This is a genomic window from Embleya sp. NPDC059213, from assembly GCF_042754445.1.
In the GTDB taxonomy this organism is placed as follows: domain Bacteria; phylum Actinomycetota; class Actinomycetes; order Streptomycetales; family Streptomycetaceae; genus Embleya.
In genome coordinates this window covers 12,291-38,620 of the sequence record NZ_JBHZAV010000042.1, presented here as the reverse complement: position 1 = coordinate 38,620, position 26,330 = coordinate 12,291, and the positions used below count along the sequence as shown (strand labels likewise).

Sequence of the window (26,330 nt, the reverse complement as noted above, 5' to 3'; positions counted from 1 at the left end):
TCTTCCCCCGCTGGAGGCGCCACAAGCGCTGAGCGTGCCGACGCCGGAGCGATCCGATCCGTATCAGCAGGCATGCGCGGTGGCGACCGCCATCCGAAGTCGCTTCCCCGGCAGCGTGCCCGGCCTCGACGACTACGTCGTCGTCACGCACAGCGCCAAGAACAGGCTGATGCGTACATCCTCGCCACCTGGGGCGAACTACGTCCCCCCAGACGCAAGCGGACGCGGGCAGAACCTCCGGGCTCGGCTCGGCGCCCCGCGCCGGTGGCGGTGCAGAACAGTCTCTTTGACCTTGGTGAGTGACTCTTCCACCAGAACGTGCACGACGGATGTTGCATCAGATACGGTCCTCCTGACCGCTTCCGAGCTGCGAGAACTCGAACCGCACGCTCGCGGCGCCCCGGAGAAACATCGGCGACTGGGACCCCACGGGCAGATCCGTACCCCGCTCCGTGGTCAAACGCATGGAGCGCTACGGCAACGGCGGCCTCGAGCTCGACTTCCGGCAGATCGCCGTCACCGCCGACGACGTGCGCTCCGGCCGGTTCACCACCCACGACGTGAACACCGCCGACGCCAACTACCGCCGCTATCGCGAGGAATGCCTGCGTGAAGACGTCGATCCGCACCTCGCGGTCGAGGTCGAAGCCCTCGACCCGGGCCTGCTGCGCCGCCGTCTCGAAGGCGCGATCGAGGCCCTGATCGACGACATCGACGGGTGGAACGCGCTGTACGCGGCGCAGGACCGCGACCGCACCGTACTCCGCGCGATCACCGACGCGATCGGCGAGACGACCGGGACGGCGACGACGCAGGCGGGCGACGCGCACAACGACCGGCCGTAGACCCCGCAGCCGGAGCCCGGGCAGGCGTTACCCGGGGCCCTGCCGGCGGGTAACGGATTCGTTACCCACGCAGGTCAACGCGTTACCCGACCCGGCATTCCGGCCCCGATGCGACCCCGGGCGTCGATCCACCCCGGCCGAGACCGCGCCCGGGACGGGGTCGCACGGGGTGTCCGAGGTGCCGTCGGAGCACGACGAAACGCGCCGGCGGCGCCGCCCCCGAACTCGGGAACGACGCCGCCGGCGTCGAAGGCCGGTAAGGGGGCCGCCTCACGGCGGAAGGCACACCGTGGCTCCGGCCGAACCGGTATTCCACGGAGGCAATGGTTGGGCCCGGGGGCACACCCTCACCGACGCCGATCACAACCGGCACCGCCTCGGGTTCATTCCCCACCGCCGAGCCGAGCCGAGCCGCGCCCGCGGTCCCGGTCTCGGTCTCGGTCTCGGCGGACTCGACCGGAGGATGGGCGGGGCGGTCGCCGCGGCCCCACCCCCCGTGGGCCGCACGGCGACATGGGGCGGCCCGCCCTCCCGAGGGGGGTGCCGCGTAGGCGGGCCGACCGCAACCACCGAACGACTCTCGGGGAGGAGAGAGGTCGCCCGTGGCCGCGGACACTACCCGCCCGCCCCCACACGAGACCCCCGTCGGGACACCGGCGGGAACCGACGGGCGTGGCACCGGTCCTCGGGGCAGGCAATCCGCCTGTCGGGTCGGCGACGCGTGCCGTCACCCCGGGGCCGAGTCGCTCGTTGTGCCGACCGTGGAGGTCCGGCGTCCCTCCGTCGCCGGGCTCGCACCACACCCGACGGCCCATCCCCCGAGGCCACCGGGAAACGGGAACGGTCGGCGCCGGTCGCGCGACGCCGGCGCCGACCACCCGACCGCGCCGGCGGGCCACGCTCGACGAGGCGCCCCCCATGTCGGCCGGTCCCGCGTTCGGCGTCACAGACGCGGCTCCCACCGCTCCCCACCCAAGGCCTCCTCCACCACGCGCACCGCGCACCGCGCGCCCGGTCGCCGCGGCACGCGCACCCTCGACCTCGTACATCCGCAACAACGCCCCCACCACGGGGGCGGGAAACACGGGAGCGAGCTCCTCGCGGGCGGTGCCGTATCCGTGCCGCGCCGCCGCCAACGCCGCGCACACGTGCTGCCGCGCCATCCGCGCCAACAGCAACGGCTGCCTCCGCAGGACGTCATGGCCCCGGTAGCCGGGCGGACACAGATCGAACAACCAGGTCACGGCCGTCGCCTCCCAGCCCTCGACACCCGGCGGACGCACCGCCGGCGGCCACCCCGGCGGAGCGACACCCGCCCTGCCCCGCCGCGGTCGCGCGGCCTGCTTCTCGGCGAGGACGCGGGCAAAACGACTCGGCGGCTCCCATGCCGGGGAATCGTCGTCGCCGCTGTCGTTGCCGTACATATGTTCGATTATCGGTTTCGCCGGCCGAAAAGGCACACCCTCGGCGTGTCCGCTCCGCCTGCCGTCGGCGATGCAGCCGCCCGAGTGCTCCGTCCGGGCGAATCCGACCCGCCCACCGGAGCGTCGCGTCGGCGGGAACGACGGCGTCCGTACGATCGAACGCATGTCCGAAGCACTGCCCGAGCGTCTGCGCCCCCTGCTCGACCACCTGGCGTTCGAACACGCCCACCTCGAATGCCTACGGGTCGCGGCCACCGACGACACCGAGGCGCTGGAACGGGCCCGGGCCGCGCGAATGAACGCCGTGCGGGCGCTGGTCGCCGCCCGCGACGACGCCGGCGCAGCCGGCGCCGAGGACCGCGACGCCCTCAAGAAGGCCGCCCTGGCCGCCCTCGCCGACGACACGGGCAAACCGCCCGCGTAGTCCCTTCCGGCGCAGACGGGGCCGGGCCGGCCGACACACTCGGAGGATGGAGACCACCCCCGCGCACGGCCACGTCACCGTTCCCAGGTGCAGGAACGTCGAGATCACCACCGACCCGTTCGACCGGCCCGCCGACGGCGACACCCTCCCGCGCACCCGGACCGGGATCATCGACGGCAGACCCGTCCCGGCAACGGGCACCGAGGGCGTCCCACACCTCGACACCGCACAAACCGTGCCCGAGCATCGGTTCGTCGTCGTCGCAAGCGCGGGCCACGTCTCCTGAATCAGCGGACACCGGACGTGAGCAGGGCCTCCCGCGCCGCCCGGGACCGCTACGACGGGCCGGCGATCGTCGCCGTCGACGGCGAGAGCATCCCCGTCGAGGCCCACCTACGCATGGAGACCGGCGGGACATGGCACGGGCGAGTGTGGACCGACGACCCCACCGTCGACATGAACCACATCACCGCGGCCACGATCCACGTCCTGCGCGTCGACCAACACGCCGCCTCGTTCACCGTCGACCGCGTCCCGGACCGACACGCCCACATCACAGGGACCGGCATCGCACCCTTCTGCCCCGGGGCCACGCGCCGGGCCTACTCCGACGTCAGGTCCTCCGGTGTCAGATCCGGCCTCAACCAATGCCACGCGGGATGCCGCGACAAACCGGCACGGGTGCGCGTCGCATAGGCGACCTCCCCGACCAGCCGCGGCAACACCCACCGCGCGCCCACCACCGACGGCGCAGGCTCGAACGGACACTCCTCCACCGCCTGTCCGGACTCGCGGGCGATCGCCAGCCAACGCCACACTGTACGCGGCGCCACCCCGGCCGCAGCCGCCGCGATCCGCACGTGCACCGTCTCCACCGTCCCGGCCTCGTCCAGCGCGAGAAGACGGCCCACCACCAACCGGCGTGTCAAAGCCCGGTCCTGAGACACCGACGCGGGAGACGACGCTTGCGCGGCAGCGGCGAACAGCGGCCAGAAGCCGTCCGGGACCGAAGACACCGACGGCGGAGACGACTTCGCGCTCATACCCGCAAACACACCCCGCCCTCGAGCCAGCCGACACAGGAATGCGTATCCCCACGACAGCCAGGCCACGCATGTGCCAACGATCCTGGGCGGACCACGACAGCAGATCGGCTCCCCCGTGACAGTCGAAACGACACACCAACCAACCCCCCCAGGCTCAGGCGCGGAGTGAACGAGGCGCGGTGGTCACAACTGACACGGGGCGGGATACACAATCAGTAGTCGGCCCGAACCGTGCACCCGCTTTCCGTAGGAAACCAGTGTCGGCGTCGGTGTCCAGGGGCGCTCCGTCCACGCCTCGACAGTCACACTGTCTGCTTCACGCCATTGCGCGCCCTCCAAGACTCCGATTCGGATCGAAGCATCGTACTCGGCTGGCGCCCAGTCGTCGTTCCAATCGTTGTCTTCCTCCGGCCCGCTCCAGTCTCCTGTCGCCCACGCTACGTAAAGCATGTCGTCGTGCACCGCCAGCGCTGGCCGACCGTTGCCCGCTGTATGTCCGAGCACCACAGGTTCTGACCAGGTATCGCCCTCCAAGGCACTGTGCACTATCGCAGCGGAATCGCGGCTCTCGTCGTCGTACCGACGGGACACCACATGGAGGCGGTTCTGGTGGAAAGCAAGGTCCACGTCGAATCTGTCGACAACGGGTAGCGCCACACCGTCCGACCAGGAGGTTCCGTCGAACGTCCGGTGATACATGACATCGGTATTGTCGTACTGATACGCAATACGTACGAACTCGTCCGAAAGTCGAGGGGAGTACATCTCCCTCGCCCCTTCTCCCAAATCTGCTGAAGGATCGAACCCGTGGAACGCAAGATGGAGCCGGCTGTCGTGGACCGCCAGGACGGGTTGACCCTTCGCCAGACGACTGAACTCTCGTAGCTCCCAGCCGCCGTCAGAACATGACGTCGCCAACATCAATACCGGAAAATCCTCCCCAGGTGGTTTCGTCAGATATGCGAGATAAAGTTTGTCACCATACGAGGCCAGCGCCACTGGATTCCCGACGTGCGTAAAACCCATGCGGCGACATTCACCCCATGTACCCCCAAACCCGTCAGCCGTGGGGGTGAAGATTGTCCACCACAGGTCGCCTCCCTGCCCCATGGAATCGTGGTGCACACAGTGCACCACGCCCTCATGCTCGGCCAAAGCCACAGCGCCGCACTTCACCGAGGCAGACAAACCGGGGTTGAATCCCACTCCTGCCTTGTATACCGACCACATCAAACCGAAATCCACCGACATCCAAAATTTCCATTCGTGAACCGGACAGTGACACGCCTTGACGTTGGCTTCCCGCTCCGGGAAGTAATATCAGTCGAATGACCTTGTCGGCCGATATCACGGCCAGCAATCCTTGGTACGCAGATCCCCAGCCGCCCCAGAACTCCCGACCAAGCGTAGCTCATTCTTTGACTACCCACAGAAGCCTTGGTTGCATCCGGGAGTTACCACTTTCCAGAGAGGTCGTGTCGAGGCAAGGAGCGCCTCGTACTCCGCGAGCGGCATCTCGTATGCAGGTTCAATCATTGCATGGGTGTTCCCACCACCGTCTGGCACCATCCTGAGTCCTGCTGGCAGATCGCGAACGTTAATCTTGTAAACCTGAAGTTTCTTATCCCTCCCTCCAAATGAAGGCGGTTTGCGGAAATCGGGAAGCGACCAGGGCGTCACGTCCGTAGACAGTCCCTCACCCGGCCCGACCAAGCCATCCGACGTTGGATGCATATCAGGCTTGCCTCCCTCTACCGTCACGCCCAGCTTCGATTTATTGCGGCCGACTTGCGGACCGAAATCGGGATCCGCCCGCATGCCCCGGAATACAAAAGTCTCTTCATCCGGACCATGGCGTTCTTTGATCCATTCAATAATCGACGGAGCTATTCCCCCCATCGTCCTAATCTTGTCTTTTCCGAACAGCGTATCCCTGACACCGTCAATAATATTGTCTACTGGATTGGCGCAATCCAAGTCCAAATGGATACTGCTGCCGTCGCCAAAACAGTCACTCCATAACGGTCGTAGCGGACCGACCGTCCGTAACGCTCCGCCCACCCGGGCACGATCAGCGGGACGAGCCATGTCTCGTCGGCCGCCGCCGGCGCCTCCAACGCGTATCGCAGCGTCTCGCCGACCAACTCGGCCCGGTTGAGCCGGCGCACCGCGGCCGGCACGTGCGTGGAGGCGGTCCGCTGCCGCCCACCTCCCCTGACCAGCCCGGCCGCCACCAGACGCTCCACGAATACGGCCAACAGCCGATCGGCACGATCGCCTTCCGCGACACGGTTCCGGAACTCGGACATTACCGAGTAGTCGAACCCGGGATCGTCCAACTCCAAGCCCAGCGCGTACTTCCAGTCGATCCTGCAACGAACCGACTCGGCCGCCTGGCGGTCCGTCAGGTTCTCGGCGAACTGCAACACCGAGACCAGCGCCAGGCGCGCGAGCGGGATCCCGCGTCGCCCATCCGACGGATACCAGTCCGCGAAGTCCTCGTCCGTAAACAACTCGGAGAGCCGGACAGCCGCGGCTTCGGGTGCGCCCGGCGCAACACCGCCACCTCGTGGCGGAGCACGAGTATCTCCGCGTCCTTGGACGCGGTCGACCGCGCGAGTAGCGCCATCCACGAGAACACGTCGACGACGAGCCGGTACAGCATCCGAACAGCCATGGCCGGTGATCATCCGATCAGGCGAACGCGCTGGTCAAACCCGATGGCCGAGTATTCGACCAGGACAGCCATCTCCGCCTCGGCCGGCATCGACGTCGTGAACACCGCGCCGCAGGCGCCGCGGACGAACGCGTTCGCGGAACGTCGGATCGCGCCCGTCCGCCGCGAATGCACCGACCGGCTCCTCACCACCGGCGAACGCCATCTGCGCATCGTCCTCCACGCGTACGTCGCCCACCACAACGCCGGCCGCAGCCACCAGGGCAACGGACTGGACCCGCGCGCCCCGGGCGACGCCCCGAACGTGACCGCCCTCCCGAGCTGGCCCAACCGGATCCGACGCCGTCAACGGCTCGGAGGGCTCGTCAACGAGTACGAAGCAGCCACATGAAAAGCCCGGGTCAGGACCAGTACCCGAGTTCTCGACCAGCACAGCCATCGACGTCCTCGGCCGCGCACTGCGCAACCCCTCGGAGCCCGGCACCGAGCCCGCTGGCGACGACGAACCACCACTTTGTGCAGAACCCGTCCACTGCCGTTGCCGTCAACTACTGCCGTCAAGACGGCCAGCAGCCCCACCAGAGTTCCGGTGGGGCTGCTGCTCATTCAATCTCTATCGGAAGGATTCGCCGAGCTACCAGCAGCGGGCCTCGACTCCTTCGGTATTCCACTCAAAATAATTTGATGCGCCTGATTTCGTCTCTACTCGCACGTAGATCCGTCAGCAGCTGCTGATAGTCGCCGCCAGATGGAGTATTTCCGGAAAGCCAGATTTGCCGGTACTTCAACCACGCTTCCCAGCATCTCTTGAGCACACCTTCTAGAGCAACCGATAGCTCCATAAGGTCCTTCTCCGGAAGGCTTCCTTTTGCACCTATCTGATAAGAGACATTGAAGCGCGCATGCTCAACCAGAAGCTCGCCAATTGATTCATTGATCGAGCTTGACGTATAGTCGCTCGAAATTACATCGATCACGAAATTCACAAAGTGAACTCGCGTGGGCCCTTTAAGTTCAGGGGGTACAGACCATGCTTCTGGCAGGTCATCCAACCACGCAAACTCATCCATCCCTACCTCCTCTCCCCACAGGATCATCATTCGATTCACTGATTCGCGCGACGCAGAAAGACTGCCAGCTCTCTGATCGTTCCCTCGGCCGGAACATTCGGGACTCCACCTGCCTGCAGAACCCTCGCACAGTAGTGGAAGCAGGTTTCGGTCGAGGCGTCATAAGTGCCAGTGACTCCCCTCTCAAGAAAGACCTCCTGATAGGCCATAGCACCACCAGGATTCGGCAGTTTGAAAGTCACCGAACGCGCACTAGGTGAAACGGATCCGGTGAAGATCTCTGACCTCACTGGCGTAGCTATCGTTTCGCCACCTACCTCTACCAGGCCGCCAACCTGGTGCGTATGAAGAGTCTCCCCGCCCGCGCTGACCTCGATCGAAGCATGGCCACCGTCGTAATGGATCGTCGCTGTGCCGTCGCAATTGTGAACGAGGACCGGCGTACTGCCCGCCAGCACATAGTACGTGTGATCGTCATCGACGGTCAGGTCGTGCGTGCGCTGCTCACGGGCAAGGATCCTGATCGCGCTGATCTGGACTCGGGTGCCTGCGGCGGTCTGGAGCCACTGGCCTTGTTTCAGATCGCCGGCGTCAACCCACTGCTTCAGGTCGGGAACCCAGAAGGGGTGGTTGGTGGTGGTGATTATGGAGGCTTCGCCGTCGTCGGTTGTGATGGTGAGGTCGGCGAATTCCTTGTCGTCCTCGGTGGTGATGGCGGCCAGGACGGTGCGGGGCCTGGATTCGCCGGTTTCGGGGTCCGTGGCCAGGACGACGTCGCCCGGTCGGACGTCCTGGATGGCCTTGGTGGTGCCGTCGGCCATGAGGACGCCGGTGCCTGGGACGAAGCTGTGGCAGACCCGCGCGTACTTGTTGATCACGCCTTGGGCCACACCAGCCGTCAAGGCGCCGACGCCGGCATCCTCGGCGATCTTGACCAGGGATTCCGCGGAGCTGCGGTCGCCGTGGTTGAGCTGGTCGTCGAGAGCGCCGTAAATGGAGTTGCCGAGTGCTCCGCACAGCATGGCCCCACCCACCGCGGCCGCGCCGGCGGTGGCCGCGCCCGCGCTTGCGGCGGCTGCCATGCAGCCCCATTCGGCAAGGCCTCCCGCCAGGATGGGGGCGACCTTCTTCCAGTTGTCCTGTACATAGTGGGCCGCCTGGCCGGTCTTCTTCTTGGCCGCGCCCCAGGCCTTGGCAAAGGGGTTGCTGTTGCCCTTGCCCTTGCCTGTGTTCGAAGCGGGCTTCTTGGGCTTGTCCATGCAGTAGTTGACGCAGTGGGCGGTGCCGCCTGGCGCGGTGGGCGAGGTGGTGGTCTGGTCCGTGCCGGGGCCTCCGCAGGACGCGACGTTGCCGCAGTAGACCGGGTCCGGGTCACAGGACGCGACGTTGCCGCAGTACTTCATGCCGGAGGGGTCGGACTGGGTCAGGGGGTTGTTGTTGCTGTAGGTGTAGCCGTGCATCTGGCCCGAGTCGGTCAGGTCCATGATCGGGTCGACGCTGACGAAGCGGCCCAGCCCCGGGTCGTATTCGCGGGCCCCGACGTGGGTGAGGCCGGTGGCGTCCATGGGCTTGCCGAGGAAGCCCTTGTCGTCGGGCCATTGGCCGTTGGCCTGGGTGGGCTGAGGGCCGCGGGCCTCGCCGAAGGGCTTGGACTGGCGGCGGGTGGCATCCAGGGTGGCGGCGTCGAGGGTGCTGGTGGGCGTGCCGTGGTGGTCGGCCGCCATGTACACGAGCGCGCCGTTGCCGCTGCGGACGACGGTGGCTCCGCCCGCCGTGGGGTAGTAGCGGGTGCCGACGACCGGGCCGGATTGGTCGGTGTTGGTGGTGAGTTCGTCGCCACCGAGGTAGAGAGTGGTCTTGCCGGCCTCGCGGCGGATGATGCGGCCGCCGTCTGCGTCGTAAAGGTAGTCGCTCGTGCTCGTGGCGGAGGCGACCTTGGTGAGCTGGTCCTCTTCGTTCCAGGTGAGGGTCTGGAGGTTGGCGTCGGCGCCGGGGCGGGTCCTGGTGTTGCCTGCCTGGTCGTAGGTCAGGCCGGTCGTGACGGCCTCGCGGGTGCCTGTCTTGACGGTGACGGTGTCCAGGCGGTGGGTGCGGTCACCGGCCTGGGCGCCCGGGCGGTAGCCGTACTCGGTGGTGACGTTCTTCGTCGGGTCGTTCGTGGGGTCGTGGTCGACGAGTTTGGTGCGGTTGCCGACCGTGTCGTAGTCGAAGGACTGCCAATACGGGTCCGGGCCGCCGACCGTGGACGGGGTCGGGGTCTGGGTGGTGCAGCCGCCGATGCCGGGAACGTTGGGGGCGGGGAGGGTGGTGGTGCCGGCGGTGTCGGTCCAGGCCTCCTTCAGGCGGCGGTGGCCGTCGTAGGCAAAGCACTGGGTGTCGGTCGAAGTACCGTCGCGGACGGTCTTGATGGAGGTGACGTCGCCGGACGGCCTGTAGGTGTAGGAGGTGGCGTCCACGCTCGCGGTGGTGCCGGTCTCCTTGTCCCAGTTGGTGCTCAGCAGACGGCCGGTGGCGGGGTCGTAGTCGCTGGTGAACGCGGCCTGACGGGGGGTGTCGCCCAGGGTGGCGCGGATGTTGCGGCCGTAGACGTCGTAGTCGGCCCAGTTGAGGTAGTCGGCGGCGCCGCCGCGGGTGGTCGGTAGGCCGTGGGTGCTGTAGGCGGTGCCGAGTGTCTCGGCGGGGAGGCCGCCGTGGGCGGGGAGGGTGGTGGTGACAGGCAGGCCCAGGACGGGTTCGTACCCGGTGCTGGTGTCGTAGGTTCCGGCGAGTTTGCCCTCGGCGGCGGGGATGGTGGTCCTGGTGCCGGTGGGGAGGTAGGTGCCGGGTTTGAAGCCGGTGATCTCGCTGGTGTACTTCGCGCCGGACTTGCCGCCGACGTAGCGGGACGAACCGTCGGCCTGGCCCTTGGCATGGCGGTCGTAGGTCCACTCCGACAGCAGGTTCGCGTCGGTAACCGTGTCCTTGTAGGCGGCAGTCTTTCGGCCGAGCGCGTCGTAGGTGTAGGCGAGCTTCTGACCGCGGGCGTCGGTGGTGCCGATCACGCGGCCGACGAGGTCGTAGCGGGTGTCGGACGGGCCCTTGTCCGGGTCTTCGACGTGAATCTTGCGGCCGAGGAAGTCGTAGGTGTACGTCCAGGTGTTGCCGCCCGCGTCGGTGACGGTCTTCAGTTCCTCGCGGGGGGTGTAGGTGTAGGTGATCTTCGAGTAGTCGGTGCCTGCGGGGACTTGGCCGTTGTACTCGCGCAGTTCCTTGGGCTTGCCGCGGGCGTCCGAGATCGACAGGGACGCGGTGCCGCCCGCGGGTGGGGTGACCCGGGTCTCGTCGGCGCCAGCGTATGTGGTGGTGGTGCGCCACTGTTCGATGCCCTTGGAGGAGAACGTCTGGGCGGTGGTGCGGCCCTGGCCGTCGTAGACGACCGCGTTCTGACCGGGGACCTCGTCGTCGTTGCCGACGAAGATCGTCGTGTCCGGGAAGTCGTCCTCGTTGAGGTAGGGCTGGTTCGTCTTGTACGGGCGGCCGAGGCTGTCGTGGAAGGTGTCGGTGATCATCCTTCCGGCGGCGTCGTTGGCGGTGCTGAACTGGGTCTGGCGCTCCTGGAGGAAGCTGTTGAGGATTTGGTGCGAGACCGTGTAGTCCTGGTTGAGCTTCAGCGTGCGGGTGGTGACGACCGAGGGCCCGGTCTTGCTCGGCGCGTACGCGAATTGCAGGTCGGCGTTGTCGGCCTTGGTGTGGCCCGGCTTCCAGACCGCGATCAAGCGGCCGAGGGTGTCGTACTCCTGCTCCACCGCCAGGCCGTTGGCGTCGATCGCCTTGACCGGGAGGTTGCGGGCTCCGGCGTAGGTGGTCGAGGAGGTCCAGCCGGTGGGGCCGGTGACCGCGACGGTGGTGGGCAGGACGCCCGCGGCGGGTACGTACGCGGTGGTGGTGCTCTTGTTCTCGGCGTCGGTGGCCTTGGTGACGCGGCCGTAGGCATCGAACTCGGACTTGGCCGTGGTGATCCAGTTCGGGGTGCCGTCGGGCTTGTACTCGTTGACGGCCTCCGTGGAGGTGGCGTCGCCGATCGTGCCGACCTGACCGAGGGGTTTGTTGTCGTAGAGGGTGTGCGACCAGGCGTAGACGGTGTCCTTGGACGTCGCGGTCGCGCAGCCGCCCACCAGGGACAGGCTTTCGGTGGGTTGGCCGATGATCCAGGCGGTGGTGTTGTGCGCGTAGGTGGTTTTGGTGCAGTACTCGGGCAGGCCGTCGGCCTTGTCCGAGACGGTCTCCGGGAGGCCGTGGACGGGTTCGAACGTGGTGGTCTTGGAGGTTTCGCGCCAGGTGGTGCCGTCGGCGAGGAGCGTGCGGCTGCGGGTCTTCTCCGTCGCGGTGCGCCGTGCGGTCAGCGGGGGGAGGTTGCGGGCGCGGGTGTGGGTGGCGGTGACCGCCGAGGAGAACGGGGTGGAGAGGGACGTGGCTGCGACGGTGCCGCCGTCGCCGGTGAACGTCTTGGTCTCGTAGGCGAATCCGGCGTACCAGTCGGAGTCGAGGAGGGGGGTGCCGGTGGAGTCGGTGAGGGTGACGGCGCGTTTGGTGCCGTCCTTCTTCACGTCGGCGTCCATGCCGCGCAGGTAGAACGTCGCGGACTGGGTGACCGCGTCCTTGGGGGCCACGCCCGAGCGGGTGATCACCTGGCCGTAGCCGCGGTACTGGTTCCAGGTCCGGCGGTCCTTGCTCTTGGGCCTGGAGGCTTCCTTGTCCTCGGTGAGTTCCGCGTCGTCGCGGTGCCAGGCGGCGCCGCCGACGTACTCGTAGCGGGTGGAGCGGTTCGGGGCGGTGGTGGCGATGTCGTGTTCGGTGACCTCGGCGACGGTGTACTTGTGGAACCAGTGCAGGACGGGTTCGGCGTCCTCGTTGAAGTTCCACCAGACCGGGTAGCACGCCTTGGTGTTGGCGTCCGGGGTGGGCAGCGCGGCCGGCGTGCACTCGGGGTCGTTGTACTTGACGGTGGTCTGGCCGCCGGTCTCGTTGGTGATGCCGGTCAGGCGGCGGCGGTTCATCGGCGGGGCGAGGTCGCCGCCGGCGTCGACGCGGTTGTGCATGAACTGGCCGGTGAAGTCCACCGAGGGGATGTCGGTCTTGTTCGTGCCGTCCCAGGCGGTGCGGGTGATCCTGTTGAGCCACAGCGTCGCGGAGGAGCCGTCTTGCGGGTCCGGGTAGTCCTGGTCCAGGGCGTACTCGTCGACCGTCTGGTAGTTCGCCCCGGACAGGACCTGGGTGGTGATCTTGGTGAGGCGGCGGGTGGAGAAGAACGTCTGACCGTATTGCTCGCACGTGCCGGTGGCCGCGCAGACCTTGTCGACGGGTACGTCCGGCCACTTCGCGGCGTTGGCCTTGGTCATCTTGGCCGGGTCGCAGTCGAACCCGTCCTTCTTCAGGCAGCGTTCCGCGGTGTCGAAGACGACCTGGGCGGTGGGCCGGGTGGTGTCGGTCTTCTTCGAGCCGTAGGTGATCTTCGCGAGGGTGCCGCCGCGTACGTATTCGGTCAGGGTGCCGGAGCCGACGAGAATTGCGCCGCGGGTGTAGCGGTTGGTCTCGGTGTTGTACGTGTAGGTGACCATGCCGCCGCGGGCGTCGACGACGTAATCGAGGTTCCAGCGCCACGCCTGCTGGCACCACGACGCGTCGAACCCTGAGGGTTTGTTGCAGGGTTCGCCGGTGTTGTTGCCGTAGACGGGCGCGGTCCAGGTGGCGTTGGTGGCCGGGTCGGTGTTGTCGCCGCCGGGCCTGTGGTTGACGCCGAAGTAGTACTGGACACCGTCACCGGTGGTCAGGCGCCAGTGCTCGCCGTCGTTGTCGGGGTTGACGGCGCCGGTGAGGAGTTCGATGCGGGAGTCGTCGTCGTTCTCCAGGCGCCACTTGGTCTTGTCGGTGTCGTCCTGGATGAGGGTGGAGGACTTGCCGTTCAGGGACAGGGTCAGGGAGTTCTGGGTGGACCAGCACTTCTCGCCGGACTTGTCCTGGCCGTCCTTCGCACACGCCTGGTAGGAGCGTTCGACGAAGCCGGGCGAGTACTCCCAGCCCTCGCCGATCCAGGACGCCTGGTTGTTGGTGGAGGTGGTGCGGCCGTCGACACCGCCGGAGTTGTACGACAGGTTCACGGTGGGGGCAGTGCCGCCGATCGCGGGCGGGACGCCGATGCCGTACGACCAGTTCATCGAACCGGAGTTGCCGCCCGCCGACCACGAACCGGACGGCGACAGCGAGGTGGCCTTGTAGTCGCCGGAGGGGCCCGACGCGTCGGCGGTGAGGGCCAGCACGGTGGCGGCGTTCGCGGTCCGGGCGGCGGTAGGGACGTTGGCTGCGGGCAGTTCGAGGTCGGCGCTCACGCGGCGCTTGGCGCGGTCGTTGCGGGAGTCGGCCACCGGGGTGCGCACGCGGCACTCGGGCCGGTCGGGGGTGGTCAGCGCGCATTCGGGCATCGCGACCAGGGTCAGGCGTGAGGACCAGTCCGCGCCGAAAGCGTCCTTGAACGCGGTGTAGTCCACCCCGACGGTCACTCGGCCGGTGGTGGTGTCGCCGTCGGCGCGGCGCACCGAGACCAGGACGCCGTCGACACCGACCTTCTCCGCCGCCTCGTGGTCCGCGACGACGACCTTCACCCGACCCGGGTCCGCCTTCGCGCCTTGGGGAAGCGAGGACCCGGCGGGCGCGGAAGACCGCAGCGGGCCGGGGGTCGTGGTGTCGGGGGCGGTGATCCAGACCGGGGTGCCGGGGGCGTTGCCGCCGGTGGGGGCGGCGAGGAGGGCGGAGCCGCCGCGTGCCACGAACGCGGACGCGGGGGCGGGAGTGGTCTCGGTCTCGGTCGCCTTCGGCCAGGCAGCCTTGGCGGGGTTCCAGGTGGGACGGCCGTCGCCCGTGAGAGGTCGCGTGTCCGGCTTGGGCGCCTTGGTTCCGTGCACGGAGGGTGTCTTGGGGAGCTTGCCCGGGGACCACATGTCGGCGTCGGGGGAGGTTTTGATCCAGTCGACGGCCTGGGCCGGGCCCACGCTCGCCGTCAACGCCAGGACGGTGGTCCCCGTCACGAACAGACGCGCCATGCGCGACTTTCGCTCACGTCGGGACTTCGATCCCCACGACCAACCACGCATGACGAACCCCCACCAGGACAGGACGGATCCCGCCCCCGAGCAGGCGAAAGATCACAGACGGAGCGCACCGTACGGGCCCAAGTCCCCCGCCGGCAACGGCAGTTCCCATGACGAATGTGGCGTTCGTCACTACAACTTAAGCGACTGTCGGATCGTCCCGGCCGGATCCAAATCACCCGTTGGGGTTCATTGATCGGCAATACACCCACGACGTCGCACAACTTGGGCATGTGTCGACATGGTGATCATGTAGATGTGATCTGAGTCACATGGTGAGGGGTTGTAGCCAACCGGTACGTTCCGCGCATCCATGCGCGCTCACGCCCCGCATCACCGACTCTCCCGAGGAGCACCCTCCATGGGGCATCCGCCTCCCCACGCACGTCCACACGCACGACCGTTGTCGGCTCTCGTCTGCGGACTCGTCACCTTGTCGATGGCCTGTGGCATGGCCGCCGCCGGCGCCGCGCCCCGCGACGCGTCCGGCGCGGGCGCTCAGCCGGCCGCCGCGGAAGCTCCCCCGACGGACGCGAAGACCGGGGCCGAACGCACCGCGGTCGCGCAGGCCGTGCGCACCGGAGTACCGGTCCCCGTCCCGGAGTTGACGACCGCCACCGACAAGGTCACCGCCAAACCGGACGGCAGGCTGGCCCTGGAACGCACCGTCGAGCCCTCGCGGACCAACAAGACCGGCGTCTGGCGCGACCTGGACCCGACCCTGGCGGCGGCCGCGGACGGAACGGTACGGCCGGCCGTGACCACGAGCGACCTGGCCCTGGGCGGCGGCGGCAACCGGCTCCTCGCGTCGATGACCAACAACGGCCGCACACTCGCCTTCACCTGGCCCACCACACTGCCCAAGCCGGTCCTGAGCGGCGACGGCGCCCTCTACCCGGGCGTGTTGCCCGATGTCGACCTCAAGGTCGTCGCCGGCGAACAGGGCGGTTTCTCCCACACCCTGATCGTCAAGAACGCGGCAGCCGCGAAGGACCCCCGACTGGCCGCCCTCAAGCTCGGGATGACCACCGACGGTGTGACGGTCACCGACGCCGGCAACGGGTCGTTTGCCGCCAAGGCGGCCGACGGCGTCGTCGCGTTCACCGCGCCCACACCCACGATGTGGGACTCACGCACCACTCCCGGGCCGGTTGGCCGAAACCCGCGCACCGCCGCAGCCGACGCCTCGTCCGAGGCGTCCGGCACAAGCGCGGGCACGGGCGGCGCATCCGGTGCGGGCGCGATACCCGAGGCCGAACTCGCCTCCACCGACCGGCGACCCGGCGCCCTGGCCGCGACCGCTCCGCTGGGGACCGCGGTCGCCGGCGACACCCTGACCCTGACCCCGGACGCGAACCTGCTCACCGCGCCCGACACCGTCTTCCCCGTCTACATCGATCCTTCCTGGATACCCACGCGCACCGGGAACGCCGGTATGTGGAACTGGGTGTGGGGCGCCGCCGCATACCAGAACACCTCGGGAAGGACCAGCTCCCGCTCGCCGGGCGTCGGCTACCAGGGTTGGCAACCGGAGGTGGGGATCGAACGGGCCTTCTACAGCGTCCCGCTCGACCTGCCCGGCAAGCAGATCCTCGAAGCGCAGTTCCACGCCACGCAGGTCGACTCCTCCCGCTTCTCCTGCACGGAGAAGTCCCCCGTCCGGCTCTTCCGGGTCCAGGACACCCTCACCGAACACACGACCTGGAACACCCAGCCGCACGAGCTCGGGCAGTGGTCGGTCGTCGACGTCGCCGGGTCCAGCGCCGACGCCTCGCCCAAGTGCGGCGACACCCGCGTCGACTTCCCCATCAGGGACAAGGTCGCCCAGAACGCCGCGAGCGCGATCCTGACGTTCGGCCTGTTCGGCAACGAGACGAACGACTACTTCTTCAACCGGTTCTCCAGCAAGGCCGGCGACACGTTCCTGTACGTCGAGTACAACACCAAGCCGAACGCCCCCTCGAACCTGCGGATGACGCCCGTCCCCGTCAACGGCGCAGCCTCCGGCAACGCCGGATACATCGGCGCCGTCAACCCCGCCGCGGGCGGCGTCAGTCTCTACGCCACCCTCACCGACGCCGACGCGCCCCAGAACCTCAAAGCCCAGTTCCACATCCGCGACGTCGGCAACGGCGACGTCCTCGTCCACGACAGCGGCTGGATCTCCTGGGGCGCCAACGGTCACGAGGCCCGCGCCGACATCCCCGTCGGGAAACTCCTCGACGGCCACACCTACATCTGGTGGGTCGGCGCCAGCGACGAGGGCCCCGAGCCCACCTGGGTTCCCGGGCAGACGTTCACCGTCGACGCCACCCCACCCTCGACACCCACCGTCGCAAGCCTCGACTACCCCGTCGCGGGCGGCGGGAAATACGCCCGCGACAAGGGCACGTTCACCTTCACCGCCGGCGACAACGCCTCCGGTGTCGACACCGTCGAATACGCGTTGAACGCCACCGTCCCCGTCGGCGGCGCCGCCCGCGCCACCTGGGACGACGTCGACAAGACGTGGAAGGCCAAGGACGTCCTCATCCCGAACTGGGGCAGCAACACCCTCTACGCCCAAACCGTCGACAAGGCGGGAAACCGCTCCCAACCCACCATCCACACGTTCTACGCGCCCTCCGACCCCAACGCCAAGACCACCCTGGGCGACATCACCGGCGACGGCCGCGTCGACCTCCTCACCACCGACGACACCGGCGCCCTGCGCATGTACGGCACCAACACCGACCCCACCGCCGGCGGCGTCGTCGCCTCCAACACCATCCAGGGACCACCCAACGCCACCAACAAACCCACCTGGGCCGGATCGCTGATCACCCACCGCGGCGGCACCGGCGTCACCTACGACGACCTCTACGCCCACGCGAACGGACACCTCTACCTCTACCGCGGCGGCGGCGCCAACGCCGGCGGCCAATACTTCACCAGCAACAAACGCGCCGACATCCCCCGCCCCGAAACGTGCGTCGACCCCACTCGACCCGGCGGCACCTGCCTCGCCTACACGCGCAACTGGGGCCAGGTCAAACAAATCCTCGCCCCCGGCAACGTCGACGCCGACGTCAACCCCTCCGGCGCGGCCCGCCTCGACCTGCTCACCCTCGAGGACAACGGCGACGGCACCCGACGCCTGTGGCTCTTCCACGGCGGCGCCAACCCCGGCTCCTTCACCGAGGCCACCCCCCTGGGATCCACCGGGTGGAACAACCTCGACCCGATCGCCCCCGGCGACACCACCGGCGACGGCCTGCCCGACCTGTGGGCCCGCGACCGCGTCACCGGACAACTCTTCCAGTACGCGTCGAAGAAGAACCCCGACGGCAGCGTCGACACCGCCGCACTCGGCAACACGAGTGCCCGCACGCTGGTCGGGACCGGCTTCGACGGCGCCGCCTACCCCAGGCTCAACTCCGACGGGGACCTCGACGGCGACGGCAAAGCCGACCTGTGGGGCCAGGCCGCCGACGGACGGCTCTACGTCGCGCTGGGCATCACCCCGGGAGCGGACGGGAACGCGTTCGGCCCGATGCGGCTGATCGCGGACAACCAGACGCCGTGGACCACGTGCGAGAAGTACGCCTCGGCGGGCGACGCGAACGTCAAACTCGACCTGTGCGGTCCCATCCTGGCCAAGTACAAGGCGACCGGCGGACCCACCGGACCCCTGCGGCTGCCCACCACCGGCGTCCACGACGACACCGCCGGCGGCAAATGGGCCGACTTCCAGGGCACCGCCACCGGCGGCACCACCAACGCCGGCATCAACTGGTCGCCCTACACCGGCGCGTGGTCCATCGCCGGCGGCATCCGCGACAAGTGGCTCGCCATGGGCGGCACCGGCGGATTCCTCGGCTACCCCGTCAGCGACGAGAACCCCGTCACGGACGGCGCCGGGACCCCGATCGGCCACGTCAGCCGCTTCGCCGGCAACACCAACGGCACCGGCTCCATCACCTACGCCGCCAACACGGGCGCCCACGAGATCCACGGGAGCATCCACGCCCGCTGGCAGGCCATGGGCGGACCCCGCAGCGTCCTCGGCTTCCCCTCCACCGACGAGACCGCGACACCCACCAAGCCGGGGCGCTACCAGCACTTCCGCGTCCCCGGCGCGAGCGCCGACACCGGATCGATCTACCACACCACCGCCACCGGATCCTGGCCGGTCTCCGGTGGCGTCCGCGACCGGTGGGCCGCGCTCGGCTGGGAGAACGGCTACCTCGGATTCCCCACCACCGGCGCGTACGACCTCCTGGGCGGACGCCGCACCAACTTCCAGAACGGCTACATCCACGCCCGCGACGGCGGCGTCCACGACGCCGCCTGGGCCCCGCACCGGCTGATCGCCTCCGCCGACTTCGACAACGACGGCCACGCCGACATCGTCACCGTCGACGACAACGGCTCCCTGTGGATGCTCACCACCACACCCGACGGCACCCTGGGCACCCCCGTCGGACTGTGGCCCGACGGCACCTGGACCGCCATCCGCTCCATCACCGCCGGCGACTTCAACCACGACGGCCGCGCCGACATCGTCGCCCTGCGCAACGACGGCAGCCTGTGGCTCTACACCGGCCGAGGCGACGCCACCCTCAACGACGCCATCCGCCTGTGGCCCGACAACAGCTGGGCCTCCGTCATCGCGATCACCGCCGCCGACATCGACAACGACGGCAACAGCGACATCGTCGCCATCTGGGGCGACGGCACCCTCTCCCTCTACAAGGGCCGCGGCGACAACACCCTCGCCGACCCCACCCCCCTGTGGAACGACAAGACCTGGAACGGCATGCGCCTGATCGCCGGCGGCGACTTCAACAGCGACCACCTCGCCGACCTCGTCGCCGTCGACACCACCGGCCGCCTCTGGCTCTACACCACCCGCCCCGACCACACCCTCAACGACGCCGTCCCCCTGTGGAACGACAACACCTGGAACACCGTCCGCGCCATCACCACCGGCGACACCGACAACAACAACCACGCCGACATCACCGCCATCTGGGCCGACGGCACCCTCCACATCTACCCCAACCCCACCCCCTGACCACCCACACCCGAAGAACACCCACATAGAACGACCAACACACCGACCACATCGGTGACACCACCCCACACCGCCGGCCCCGAGACCCCACGAGGTCTCGGGGCCGGCCGCGTCACACCCGAAACAACACCGAGCCAACACCACAACCACCACCGGGAGCCGGGCCGGCCGCACCACCGCCTCGACACACCGCCGCAACGACACCACCAGAACGCTGAAGAAGCGGAAGCGGCGCCCCCACGGACTCCGGCCGCCGACGCACGAGGGACGTACGATGGCGCACCCACGCGAAACATCACGCGCGCCACCGACGGACACGCTCACCACCGACCGGCAAAAGGGCGCCACACCACCTCGACCACGACACACGGAACCGGTGCCGCGGCCTCCCCGGGGGCGCCGGAAGGCGGACGGCGCCCCGGCACCGACCCCACACCACGTCGCCGACACCACCGCGCGCGGACACCACCCAGGCCCACCGGGACCGGCCGGCCGGGACGCACGTCCCGCGAACACCGAACACGCGGCCCACCACCGCCCGATCACCCACAACGGCAGACGACGGAAGGCGCCCCTCCCGATACACGAGCAAGGCTCGGCGCCGTCGCCCCGTGTCCACCCCACCGGCGTCAACCGACCGATCGGGCCCGTGTCCCCCGTGCCCGCCGTGCGCCGCATCCGGCCGATCACCCCACCGCCGCAGCCCCGTCGGCCGGGCTGTAGTCTCCGCCCGTCTCCCGTCGTCGACGACGCCGCCGCGCCCACGGAGCGCGCGGACGCGGACCATCGGGAGCAGTCCCGTCGCCGAGTCGCTCGGCGTTCGCGCCGTCCCGGGGAGTACTCATGCGCGGAGTTGCCGTGCCTGTCGCGTTGATCGTGGCGGCCTGTCTGGCCGGATGTTCGTCGACCGGTTCGGGTGTCGTGTCGTCCGACGGCGCCACGCCCGCGACCTCCGGGCAGCACCCCACCGCCGCCGGCACGCCGTCCGCCGATGCCTCCGCCGGCGCGACCGCGAAACCGACGGCCGGAACCGCAACGGACTCGACGACCGGGGCGCGCGAAAGCACGGCCGTACGCATCCGCGAGGCACTCGAAACCGTGCGGGCCGCACACTCGTTCCGCCTCGTCGTCACCATCCGGCAACCGGGCGCACTCCCCCACGTCGAGGACAACCGCATCGTCCGCGGCGCGGGCGCCCGCATCAGGAAAGCGGACGGGGACACCGTGACCGAGGAGACGGTGTACATCGGCGACCACCTCTACCGACGCGCGGACACCGGAGCGTGGGAACAGGACACCGTCCGAGAGGATTCCGAACTCGCGAGCAACCTGCTGTACCGCAACACGTCCTCACTGCTCGGGCAACTGCACGACGCCACGGCCGAACCCGGCCGCTTCACCCCGATCCAACCGCTGACCATCGACGGCACCACATGCGTCGGATGGGCCGAACCCGACGGCACCCGCACCTACCTCACCCCCGGCGACCACACCCACCTGCGCCGCCTCGAGGTCGACACGAACAACAGCACCATCACCTGGGACTTCACCGAACTCGACACCCCCGTCGACCTCACCCCACCGACCCCCAACCACCCCACGACCCAACGGTAGGAGCGCCGCACCCACACCATCGTGCACACGAGACGTGGGCCACGCCGGTCACGGCGGCCGACTACGTGCCCGCCACACGGTCGGCCGAACGCGCCCATAGGGTGCAAACGGCAACGGAACGGACCGTCGACACACCGCAGGCATCGGTGAGCCGAAAACGAAGCCCCGACATCTCGGGGGCGAGTCGCGGTCGAAGGCGTCGAGAACGGCTCGGGCGGCGAGGTCGGGGGTGACACCCAAGGCGGCCAGGGTGGTCACGTGGTAGGCCTCGCGCAGGCGGGCGCACCCGGGTCCGGGCAGGGCTGTCGTCCGGCCGCATCCACACCTCGAACGGCTCCGCTCTCGCACCCAGTTCGACCAAGTGGGCAAGGGTGGACGTGGTGAACCAGCCGACGAGGCGGCCATCCGACCCGGCGCCGGAACAGCCCGGGCCGCGGGTGGGCGTGGACGATCTCCCGTCCTCGCCGCACTCACCCCGGCGGACTCCCGTACGGGCTCTTCGTTCGGCCCGCCCCGGCCCCCCGGGGGCGGGGGGTGTGACTCGGCCCCACGCGACCCGCCGGCGCGAACCCGATTCACCTGATGCTTGCCGACCGGTCCTCGGGGGGCTCGTCGGTGGGGTCGTGGAAGGTCACGGTCAGGGTGCCGGTGAATCCTCGCGTCGGTTCGGACGGCTCCGCCTCGGCGGCGCGTTCGGATCGCGGTCGGCGGCGGGTCACCCACGGGTCCTCCCGGTCGGGGCCCGGCCAGGGGAGCTCGGTCGTGTTCTCGAAGACGCCGTGCGGGTTGCGCCATTCGGCGATGTACTCCGGGCCGATGCCGAGCACCTCCAGGAGCAACCCCAACGCCCGCGCCGCGTCGCGCTCGCCGGCCGGGCCGAAGTACACCGCCATCCGGCCGTGTTCGGGTCCGTTGCCCAGGTCGTCGAAGGCGAAGCGAGTGCCGTCGATGGTGAACACGGCGCCGCGGACGGGGCCCGGTTCGACCCAGCTCTCCTCGAGGTGCAACCGGAGGCGATCGGCGAGCGGGCGCAGCGGCACGTCGAGGATGGCGATCCGGCGGTGGAGGGCGAACACGAGGTCCCACATGCCGTACTGCCGTGCCGGATTGCTCGGCCCGTCGTGGCGGGGACGGACGGGGCCGGTTGCCACGTGGGCTCCGGTCCGGGGACGGGCCTGCGGACGGTGTCGGTCATGGCAACTCCATTGGTCGGCGGGCACCTCGCGGTCCCCGACGCAGCCTGGCCGGCGGGCCGGTCGTGGTGCCGGGCGGGAACGGGAGTCGCACGGCCCCGAAGGGAAATCCCGGTGTCGCTGCGCAATCCTCTCAACCCCTGCGACACCGCAGGTCAACCGGCCCCTCCGCCACGGACACGCCCGACACGCCCACCGAAACCCCAGGTCACCAAGCACGGCACAACATTCTCGATCGGTGCCGCGCCACACGTCGGAACACCGCGCCCTCGACCCGCCATTGAGAAGACACAACACCGGGCCCGCCTCGGCACGTGGGCATCACGGTGCGCTCACGGGGAAGTTCTCGACATCGTCGGCCGGCAACTCGGGAACGACCGTGTCCGGTACGACGTGAACCGCCGCGGCGTGTTCCTCCAGGTGCTCAATTATCCGCGGCGCGTTCCTCCAAGTGCTCGATCATCCGCGCTGTGCTCGCCGCAGCGAATCGATCGACCCCGCCGCACGGCGGGCACGAGTCATGGGTCGGGGAAGTGCGACGGCACACCCGCGCGAATCACTCCGCGGGCCACCGTCGGACACGCTCGCGAGCCACCCGACGACACGCGCCACACGACTTCGGCCACGGCCACACGTGGACCGGCCGCGGCTTCCAATGGTGCCGGAAGGCGGTCACCGACTCGGCATCGATCCCACACAACGTCGTGGCACCGTCGTGCGCGTGCTCCACCCACGTAGACCGGGACGAGCGTTCCGCGAGCACCACACACGCGGTCCACCGCGGCCCCATCACCGGCAACGGCGCACGACGGAAGACGCCCCCACGAGACACACGTACGACGCATCACGAAAACCACACCCCACGACGAGAAGTACCGGCCCGCCGTCCCGCCCGACCGGCACCTCACACACCGGAAGACCCGCACCACATATCCCGCACCGAGACACCCTCGCCCTCCCCCGTGAACAATGCTCGAACCACTCGACACCGCGCAAAACCTACAACCACAACGGCCCACACACGCTCGATCGCCGAACCACACACACCGAGCGGACCCGGCGGACCCGGTGGACCGCAGCCGGAAACCTCATTGGCGGTGGCTCAACCATCGTGGGACTGTAAAAAGTCGAACGGCTCGGTTGTCAATGGCCTGTGAGTCCACGAAGAAAAGGAAAACTCAACAGGAAACCGAGAGGCACCGCAGGAACCGCCGCGCCCGCGACGCCGATTCGAATCTACCGCGCCAGGACCCGCCGATCGGGGGTCGGTCGCGAGTGTGTCGACGTCGCCCTCTCATGCGTGCGTTCACGGGTTTGTGATGGCGTCGATGATGTTCGGGTCGGAGGCCAGGCGCAGTTGGGCGGGTCGGAACTCGCCGGGTCCGGGTGTGGTGTAGCCCAGGACCACGACCCGAAGGCAGGTCCCGGCCGGGTACCAGGCGTCCGCGTCCCCCCACACCGGCTCCGCGTACTCCGGCTCCAGCAGACCGACCTCACCGTTGGGCATCTCGACCATCATTCCGAAGGGACGGTGACGGACCACGACCGCTTCCACCACCGCGCCCCGCGAGTACCCGTCCACCGTCGTCCCCCAGTCCTCGTCCCAATCCCTCGCCGTACGACCCACGAACGCCACGACGGGGCCGGGACGTTCCCGGAAGCGAATTTCCCCATCGCGACGCGCAGCAGGTGATCACCGCATCACATCAAGATCAGCGCCCCCCAACCTCCACCCACGGGTTTTCCCAACGGAACCGACCATCCGTCCCAGATCCTGCAAAACCACAGCCCACAGGCCCAAAGCCGAGCAAGACAGCAAGACCCGGGCCACGCAGCCAAGATCCAAAATCCCAGATCCTGCAAACCCAACGGTCAACACATGATCAATCGACAAGATCTTTCAAAACAGCCAGGACGGAGCACCCGTGGGGACGGCCGCGCCGGTCTGCTTGCGGCACACCCACCGCCCGGGCCGGCAGGATCGGCGGGTGGCCTCCTCCTACCTGTCGGTGCAGTCCTTCGTCCACCCTCCCAGGCTGCTGGTCCTCGCCCCCGAAGGCGACGAGTGGGTGGCAATGTCAGCGGCCGCGCTGAGCGCGGTCGGCAGGCTCTGGGGAGGCTGTGCGAGCGCGGTGATCCCGGTTGGCGCGGCCGACCACACGGCCATCGAGCCGTTCCTCGCCCGGTTCCAGCCGGACCACATCCTGGAGTACCACCCCAGTTGGGGGGCGGTCGAACTGATCCATCCGGGCAGCCTGGACCGGGAGTTGGAGCCACGCGATCGGGACCAGGACAGCCTCGCCTTCACGAAACAGCTGTGGTCGGGCGACTCCTGGCCCGGTCACGGAGACGGGGAGGCCCTGAAGGCGGCTGCGGAGCGGCTGCGCGCGACGCACGGCGTCAACGGCTTCGACCGGTCTCACCCTTGGCAGTTCCACCTCGGTGACGATGCGGAGAAGAGCGGCTTCACAGCCCTCCAAGACGTAGCCCGCCAGCCGACCGGCGGCGTCCCGATCGGACGGATCCGCACTCCGGCCGCCCTGGCTGCCGGTGCACGGCTCGGCGTCCTCCTCGCAGCAGCCGGCAACGAGGAGCGGCCCCCGAGTCCGATGCGGACTGGCTCACGCAGGTGGCGGATTCCCCATGGAGCGCCGATGCCACGGCGAGCCCCTTCGATGCGGCCGCCGCGCTGTGCACCCGGGTCCACCGCGATTACGACGAGGATCGGTCAGGCGATCTCGTCGTGCTCGGCGACCGGCCCGAGGACTTCGCGCTGGCCCAACTCGCCCGCCAGGTCCGCGGAGCCACGCAATGGCTGCCGGGGCCTGCACTGGCCTGGCATCACCTGCCCCTCCCCCGGCGCCCGGAGCCCATCACCGTGGTCAGCGTCTCCCTCTCGGAAGAAGAGATCCGCGCCCACCTCACCGACCGCTGGGACACCCGGGGCTTGCGGCTCCGGGGCAAGGACACCATGCCGGTCACGGTCCTGTCCCCCGACGAGCTCCCGCTGACCGGTCGCGATCAGGTGGCCCTGCTCAACGCCTGGGACATGCCGCTGTCCCTGCCGGTGGAGAAGACCTCGGACGGGTCCCTCGTCTCGGCCGTGCGCATGCCCATACAGGTCCCCGCCCCGCTCGACGCGGCCCGGCACCGCTGGCAGGTGGGGGTGATCTCCGCCGGCCATCCCATCCCGGCCCTCCCCGACCTGTGCGGCTCCACCCTGGTCACGGCCGGCGACGAGCGGGAAACGTTCGTGCGCGCCGCGGACGGCGGCATCACCTACGCCTCCAACCGGTTCGACTTCGTCCCGGCCGGCGCGTCGCCGGCCGGCTCCCTCGCCGGCCCCAGGCTCGTCTGGCCCTCTCTCGAGAGGATCCTTCGCCCCGCCGGAAAACGCGCCCGCGTCACGAAACGGCTGCTCGGATCACGATCCGCCGTCGAAGCCCTGGCCGCGCCGGCGCCGTGGGCGCTGCTGTCGCACTGGCTGCCCGGCCACGACCGCTCGGCCCTTCCGGCGGACAGTGCCTGGGAGCTCAAGTCCGGGGTGTTCCTGACGTGGGAAGCCAGGCCGCCGCTTCCGGCGACTGGGCCCAGGCAGAGCTCCGGGCGCGGATCGACGCGTGGAGCACCTGCGGGCTCCTGCGCCGCGGACTGGTACTCGGCTGCCACGACTGCCCACGGGTCGAGTTCTACCCCATCGCCGAAGTGGCACAGCAGTACACCTGCCGGCGCTGCGGCAGCAGCAACACGCTGGAGCAACCACGGTGGAAGCCGGCCCGCAACGAGCCCACCTGGTTCTACGAACTGCACCCGGCGATCAACGAGTTGATCGCCAACGACGGCAACCACGACCTGCT

14 protein-coding genes and 2 pseudogenes are annotated in these 26,330 nt (G+C 68.9%); 8 read left to right on the top strand and 8 right to left on the bottom strand.

All coding sequences use genetic code 11. From position 1 onward, the window contains the following. Window positions 1–452 precede the first annotated feature (452 nt). From ACFXMF_RS17945 to ACFXMF_RS17930, 4 genes and pseudogenes are all read left to right on the top strand, one after another. Entirely contained in the window at window positions 453–845 is a 393-nt protein-coding gene (locus ACFXMF_RS17945; protein ID WP_379990109.1) for a hypothetical protein, read from the top strand. A 1,587-nt stretch (window positions 846–2,432) separates the two neighbouring features. Further along, complete coding sequence (locus ACFXMF_RS17940) at window positions 2,433–2,693, top strand: hypothetical protein (protein ID WP_379990818.1); 261 nt, start codon at window positions 2,433–2,435, stop codon at window positions 2,691–2,693. A 46-nt stretch (window positions 2,694–2,739) separates the two neighbouring features. Beyond that, window positions 2,740–2,979: a hypothetical protein gene (locus ACFXMF_RS17935; RefSeq protein WP_379990817.1), complete on the top strand. Its 240-nt coding sequence runs from the start codon at window positions 2,740–2,742 to the stop codon at window positions 2,977–2,979. 17 nt (window positions 2,980–2,996) lie between these two features. Then, a pseudogene (locus tag ACFXMF_RS17930) lies at window positions 2,997–3,260 on the top strand (hypothetical protein); the annotation flags it as partial. Window positions 3,261–3,295: 35 nt separating this feature from the next. Here the strand turns inward: ACFXMF_RS17930 and ACFXMF_RS17925 are convergent. The 4 genes and pseudogenes from ACFXMF_RS17925 to ACFXMF_RS17910 form a co-directional block, all read right to left on the bottom strand. After that, a pseudogene (locus ACFXMF_RS17925) lies at window positions 3,296–3,472 on the bottom strand (ATP-dependent DNA ligase); the annotation flags it as partial. A gap of 450 nt (window positions 3,473–3,922) precedes the next feature. Beyond that, window positions 3,923–4,990 (bottom strand): hypothetical protein, encoded by a 1,068-nt coding sequence (locus ACFXMF_RS17920; protein WP_379990816.1) that lies wholly within the window; start codon window positions 4,988–4,990, stop codon window positions 3,923–3,925. Between the two features lie 171 nt (window positions 4,991–5,161). Beyond that, window positions 5,162–5,716, bottom strand: coding sequence for a hypothetical protein (locus ACFXMF_RS17915; RefSeq protein ID WP_379990814.1), 555 nt, complete (start codon window positions 5,714–5,716; stop codon window positions 5,162–5,164). Beyond that, the gene (locus ACFXMF_RS17910) at window positions 5,695–6,252 is read right to left on the bottom strand and encodes a transposase (protein WP_379990813.1); all 558 of its coding nucleotides are present in this window, start codon (window positions 6,250–6,252) and stop codon (window positions 5,695–5,697) included. The genes ACFXMF_RS17915 and ACFXMF_RS17910 overlap by 22 nt, the downstream gene beginning before the upstream one ends. A gap of 84 nt (window positions 6,253–6,336) precedes the next feature. Between ACFXMF_RS17910 and ACFXMF_RS17905 the strand changes: the two genes are divergently transcribed. After that, window positions 6,337–6,807 (top strand): integrase core domain-containing protein, encoded by a 471-nt coding sequence (locus ACFXMF_RS17905; RefSeq protein WP_379990811.1) that lies wholly within the window; start codon window positions 6,337–6,339, stop codon window positions 6,805–6,807. A gap of 280 nt (window positions 6,808–7,087) precedes the next feature. Here the strand turns inward: ACFXMF_RS17905 and ACFXMF_RS17900 are convergent, their stop codons facing one another. Together ACFXMF_RS17900 and ACFXMF_RS17895 are read right to left on the bottom strand one after the other, a co-directional pair. Continuing rightward, window positions 7,088–7,486, bottom strand: coding sequence for a hypothetical protein (locus ACFXMF_RS17900; RefSeq protein ID WP_379990810.1), 399 nt, complete (start codon window positions 7,484–7,486; stop codon window positions 7,088–7,090). A 35-nt stretch (window positions 7,487–7,521) separates the two neighbouring features. Continuing rightward, complete coding sequence (locus ACFXMF_RS17895) at window positions 7,522–14,562, bottom strand: polymorphic toxin-type HINT domain-containing protein (protein ID WP_379990808.1); 7,041 nt, start codon at window positions 14,560–14,562, stop codon at window positions 7,522–7,524. 451 nt (window positions 14,563–15,013) lie between these two features. On the opposite strand from ACFXMF_RS17895, the gene ACFXMF_RS17890 reads away from it, so the two are divergent. Together ACFXMF_RS17890 and ACFXMF_RS17885 are read left to right on the top strand one after the other, a co-directional pair. After that, complete coding sequence (locus ACFXMF_RS17890) at window positions 15,014–19,666, top strand: FG-GAP-like repeat-containing protein (RefSeq protein ID WP_379990806.1); 4,653 nt, start codon at window positions 15,014–15,016, stop codon at window positions 19,664–19,666. Window positions 19,667–20,524: 858 nt separating this feature from the next. Further along, window positions 20,525–21,280: a hypothetical protein gene (locus ACFXMF_RS17885; RefSeq protein WP_379990689.1), complete on the top strand. Its 756-nt coding sequence runs from the start codon at window positions 20,525–20,527 to the stop codon at window positions 21,278–21,280. Window positions 21,281–21,855: 575 nt separating this feature from the next. On the opposite strand, the gene ACFXMF_RS17880 is transcribed toward ACFXMF_RS17885, so the two are convergent. Continuing rightward, window positions 21,856–22,431 (bottom strand): hypothetical protein, encoded by a 576-nt coding sequence (locus tag ACFXMF_RS17880; protein ID WP_379990690.1) that lies wholly within the window; start codon window positions 22,429–22,431, stop codon window positions 21,856–21,858. Between the two features lie 1,348 nt (window positions 22,432–23,779). After that, window positions 23,780–23,980 carry a hypothetical protein gene (locus tag ACFXMF_RS17875; RefSeq protein ID WP_379990691.1) on the bottom strand — a complete coding sequence of 67 codons (201 nt, stop codon included), beginning with the start codon at window positions 23,978–23,980 and terminating at the stop codon, window positions 23,780–23,782. Window positions 23,981–25,102: 1,122 nt separating this feature from the next. On the opposite strand from ACFXMF_RS17875, the gene ACFXMF_RS17870 reads away from it, so the two are divergent. Further along, window positions 25,103–26,302: a hypothetical protein gene (locus ACFXMF_RS17870; protein ID WP_379990692.1), complete on the top strand. Its 1,200-nt coding sequence runs from the start codon at window positions 25,103–25,105 to the stop codon at window positions 26,300–26,302. Window positions 26,303–26,330: the final 28 nt, after the last annotated feature.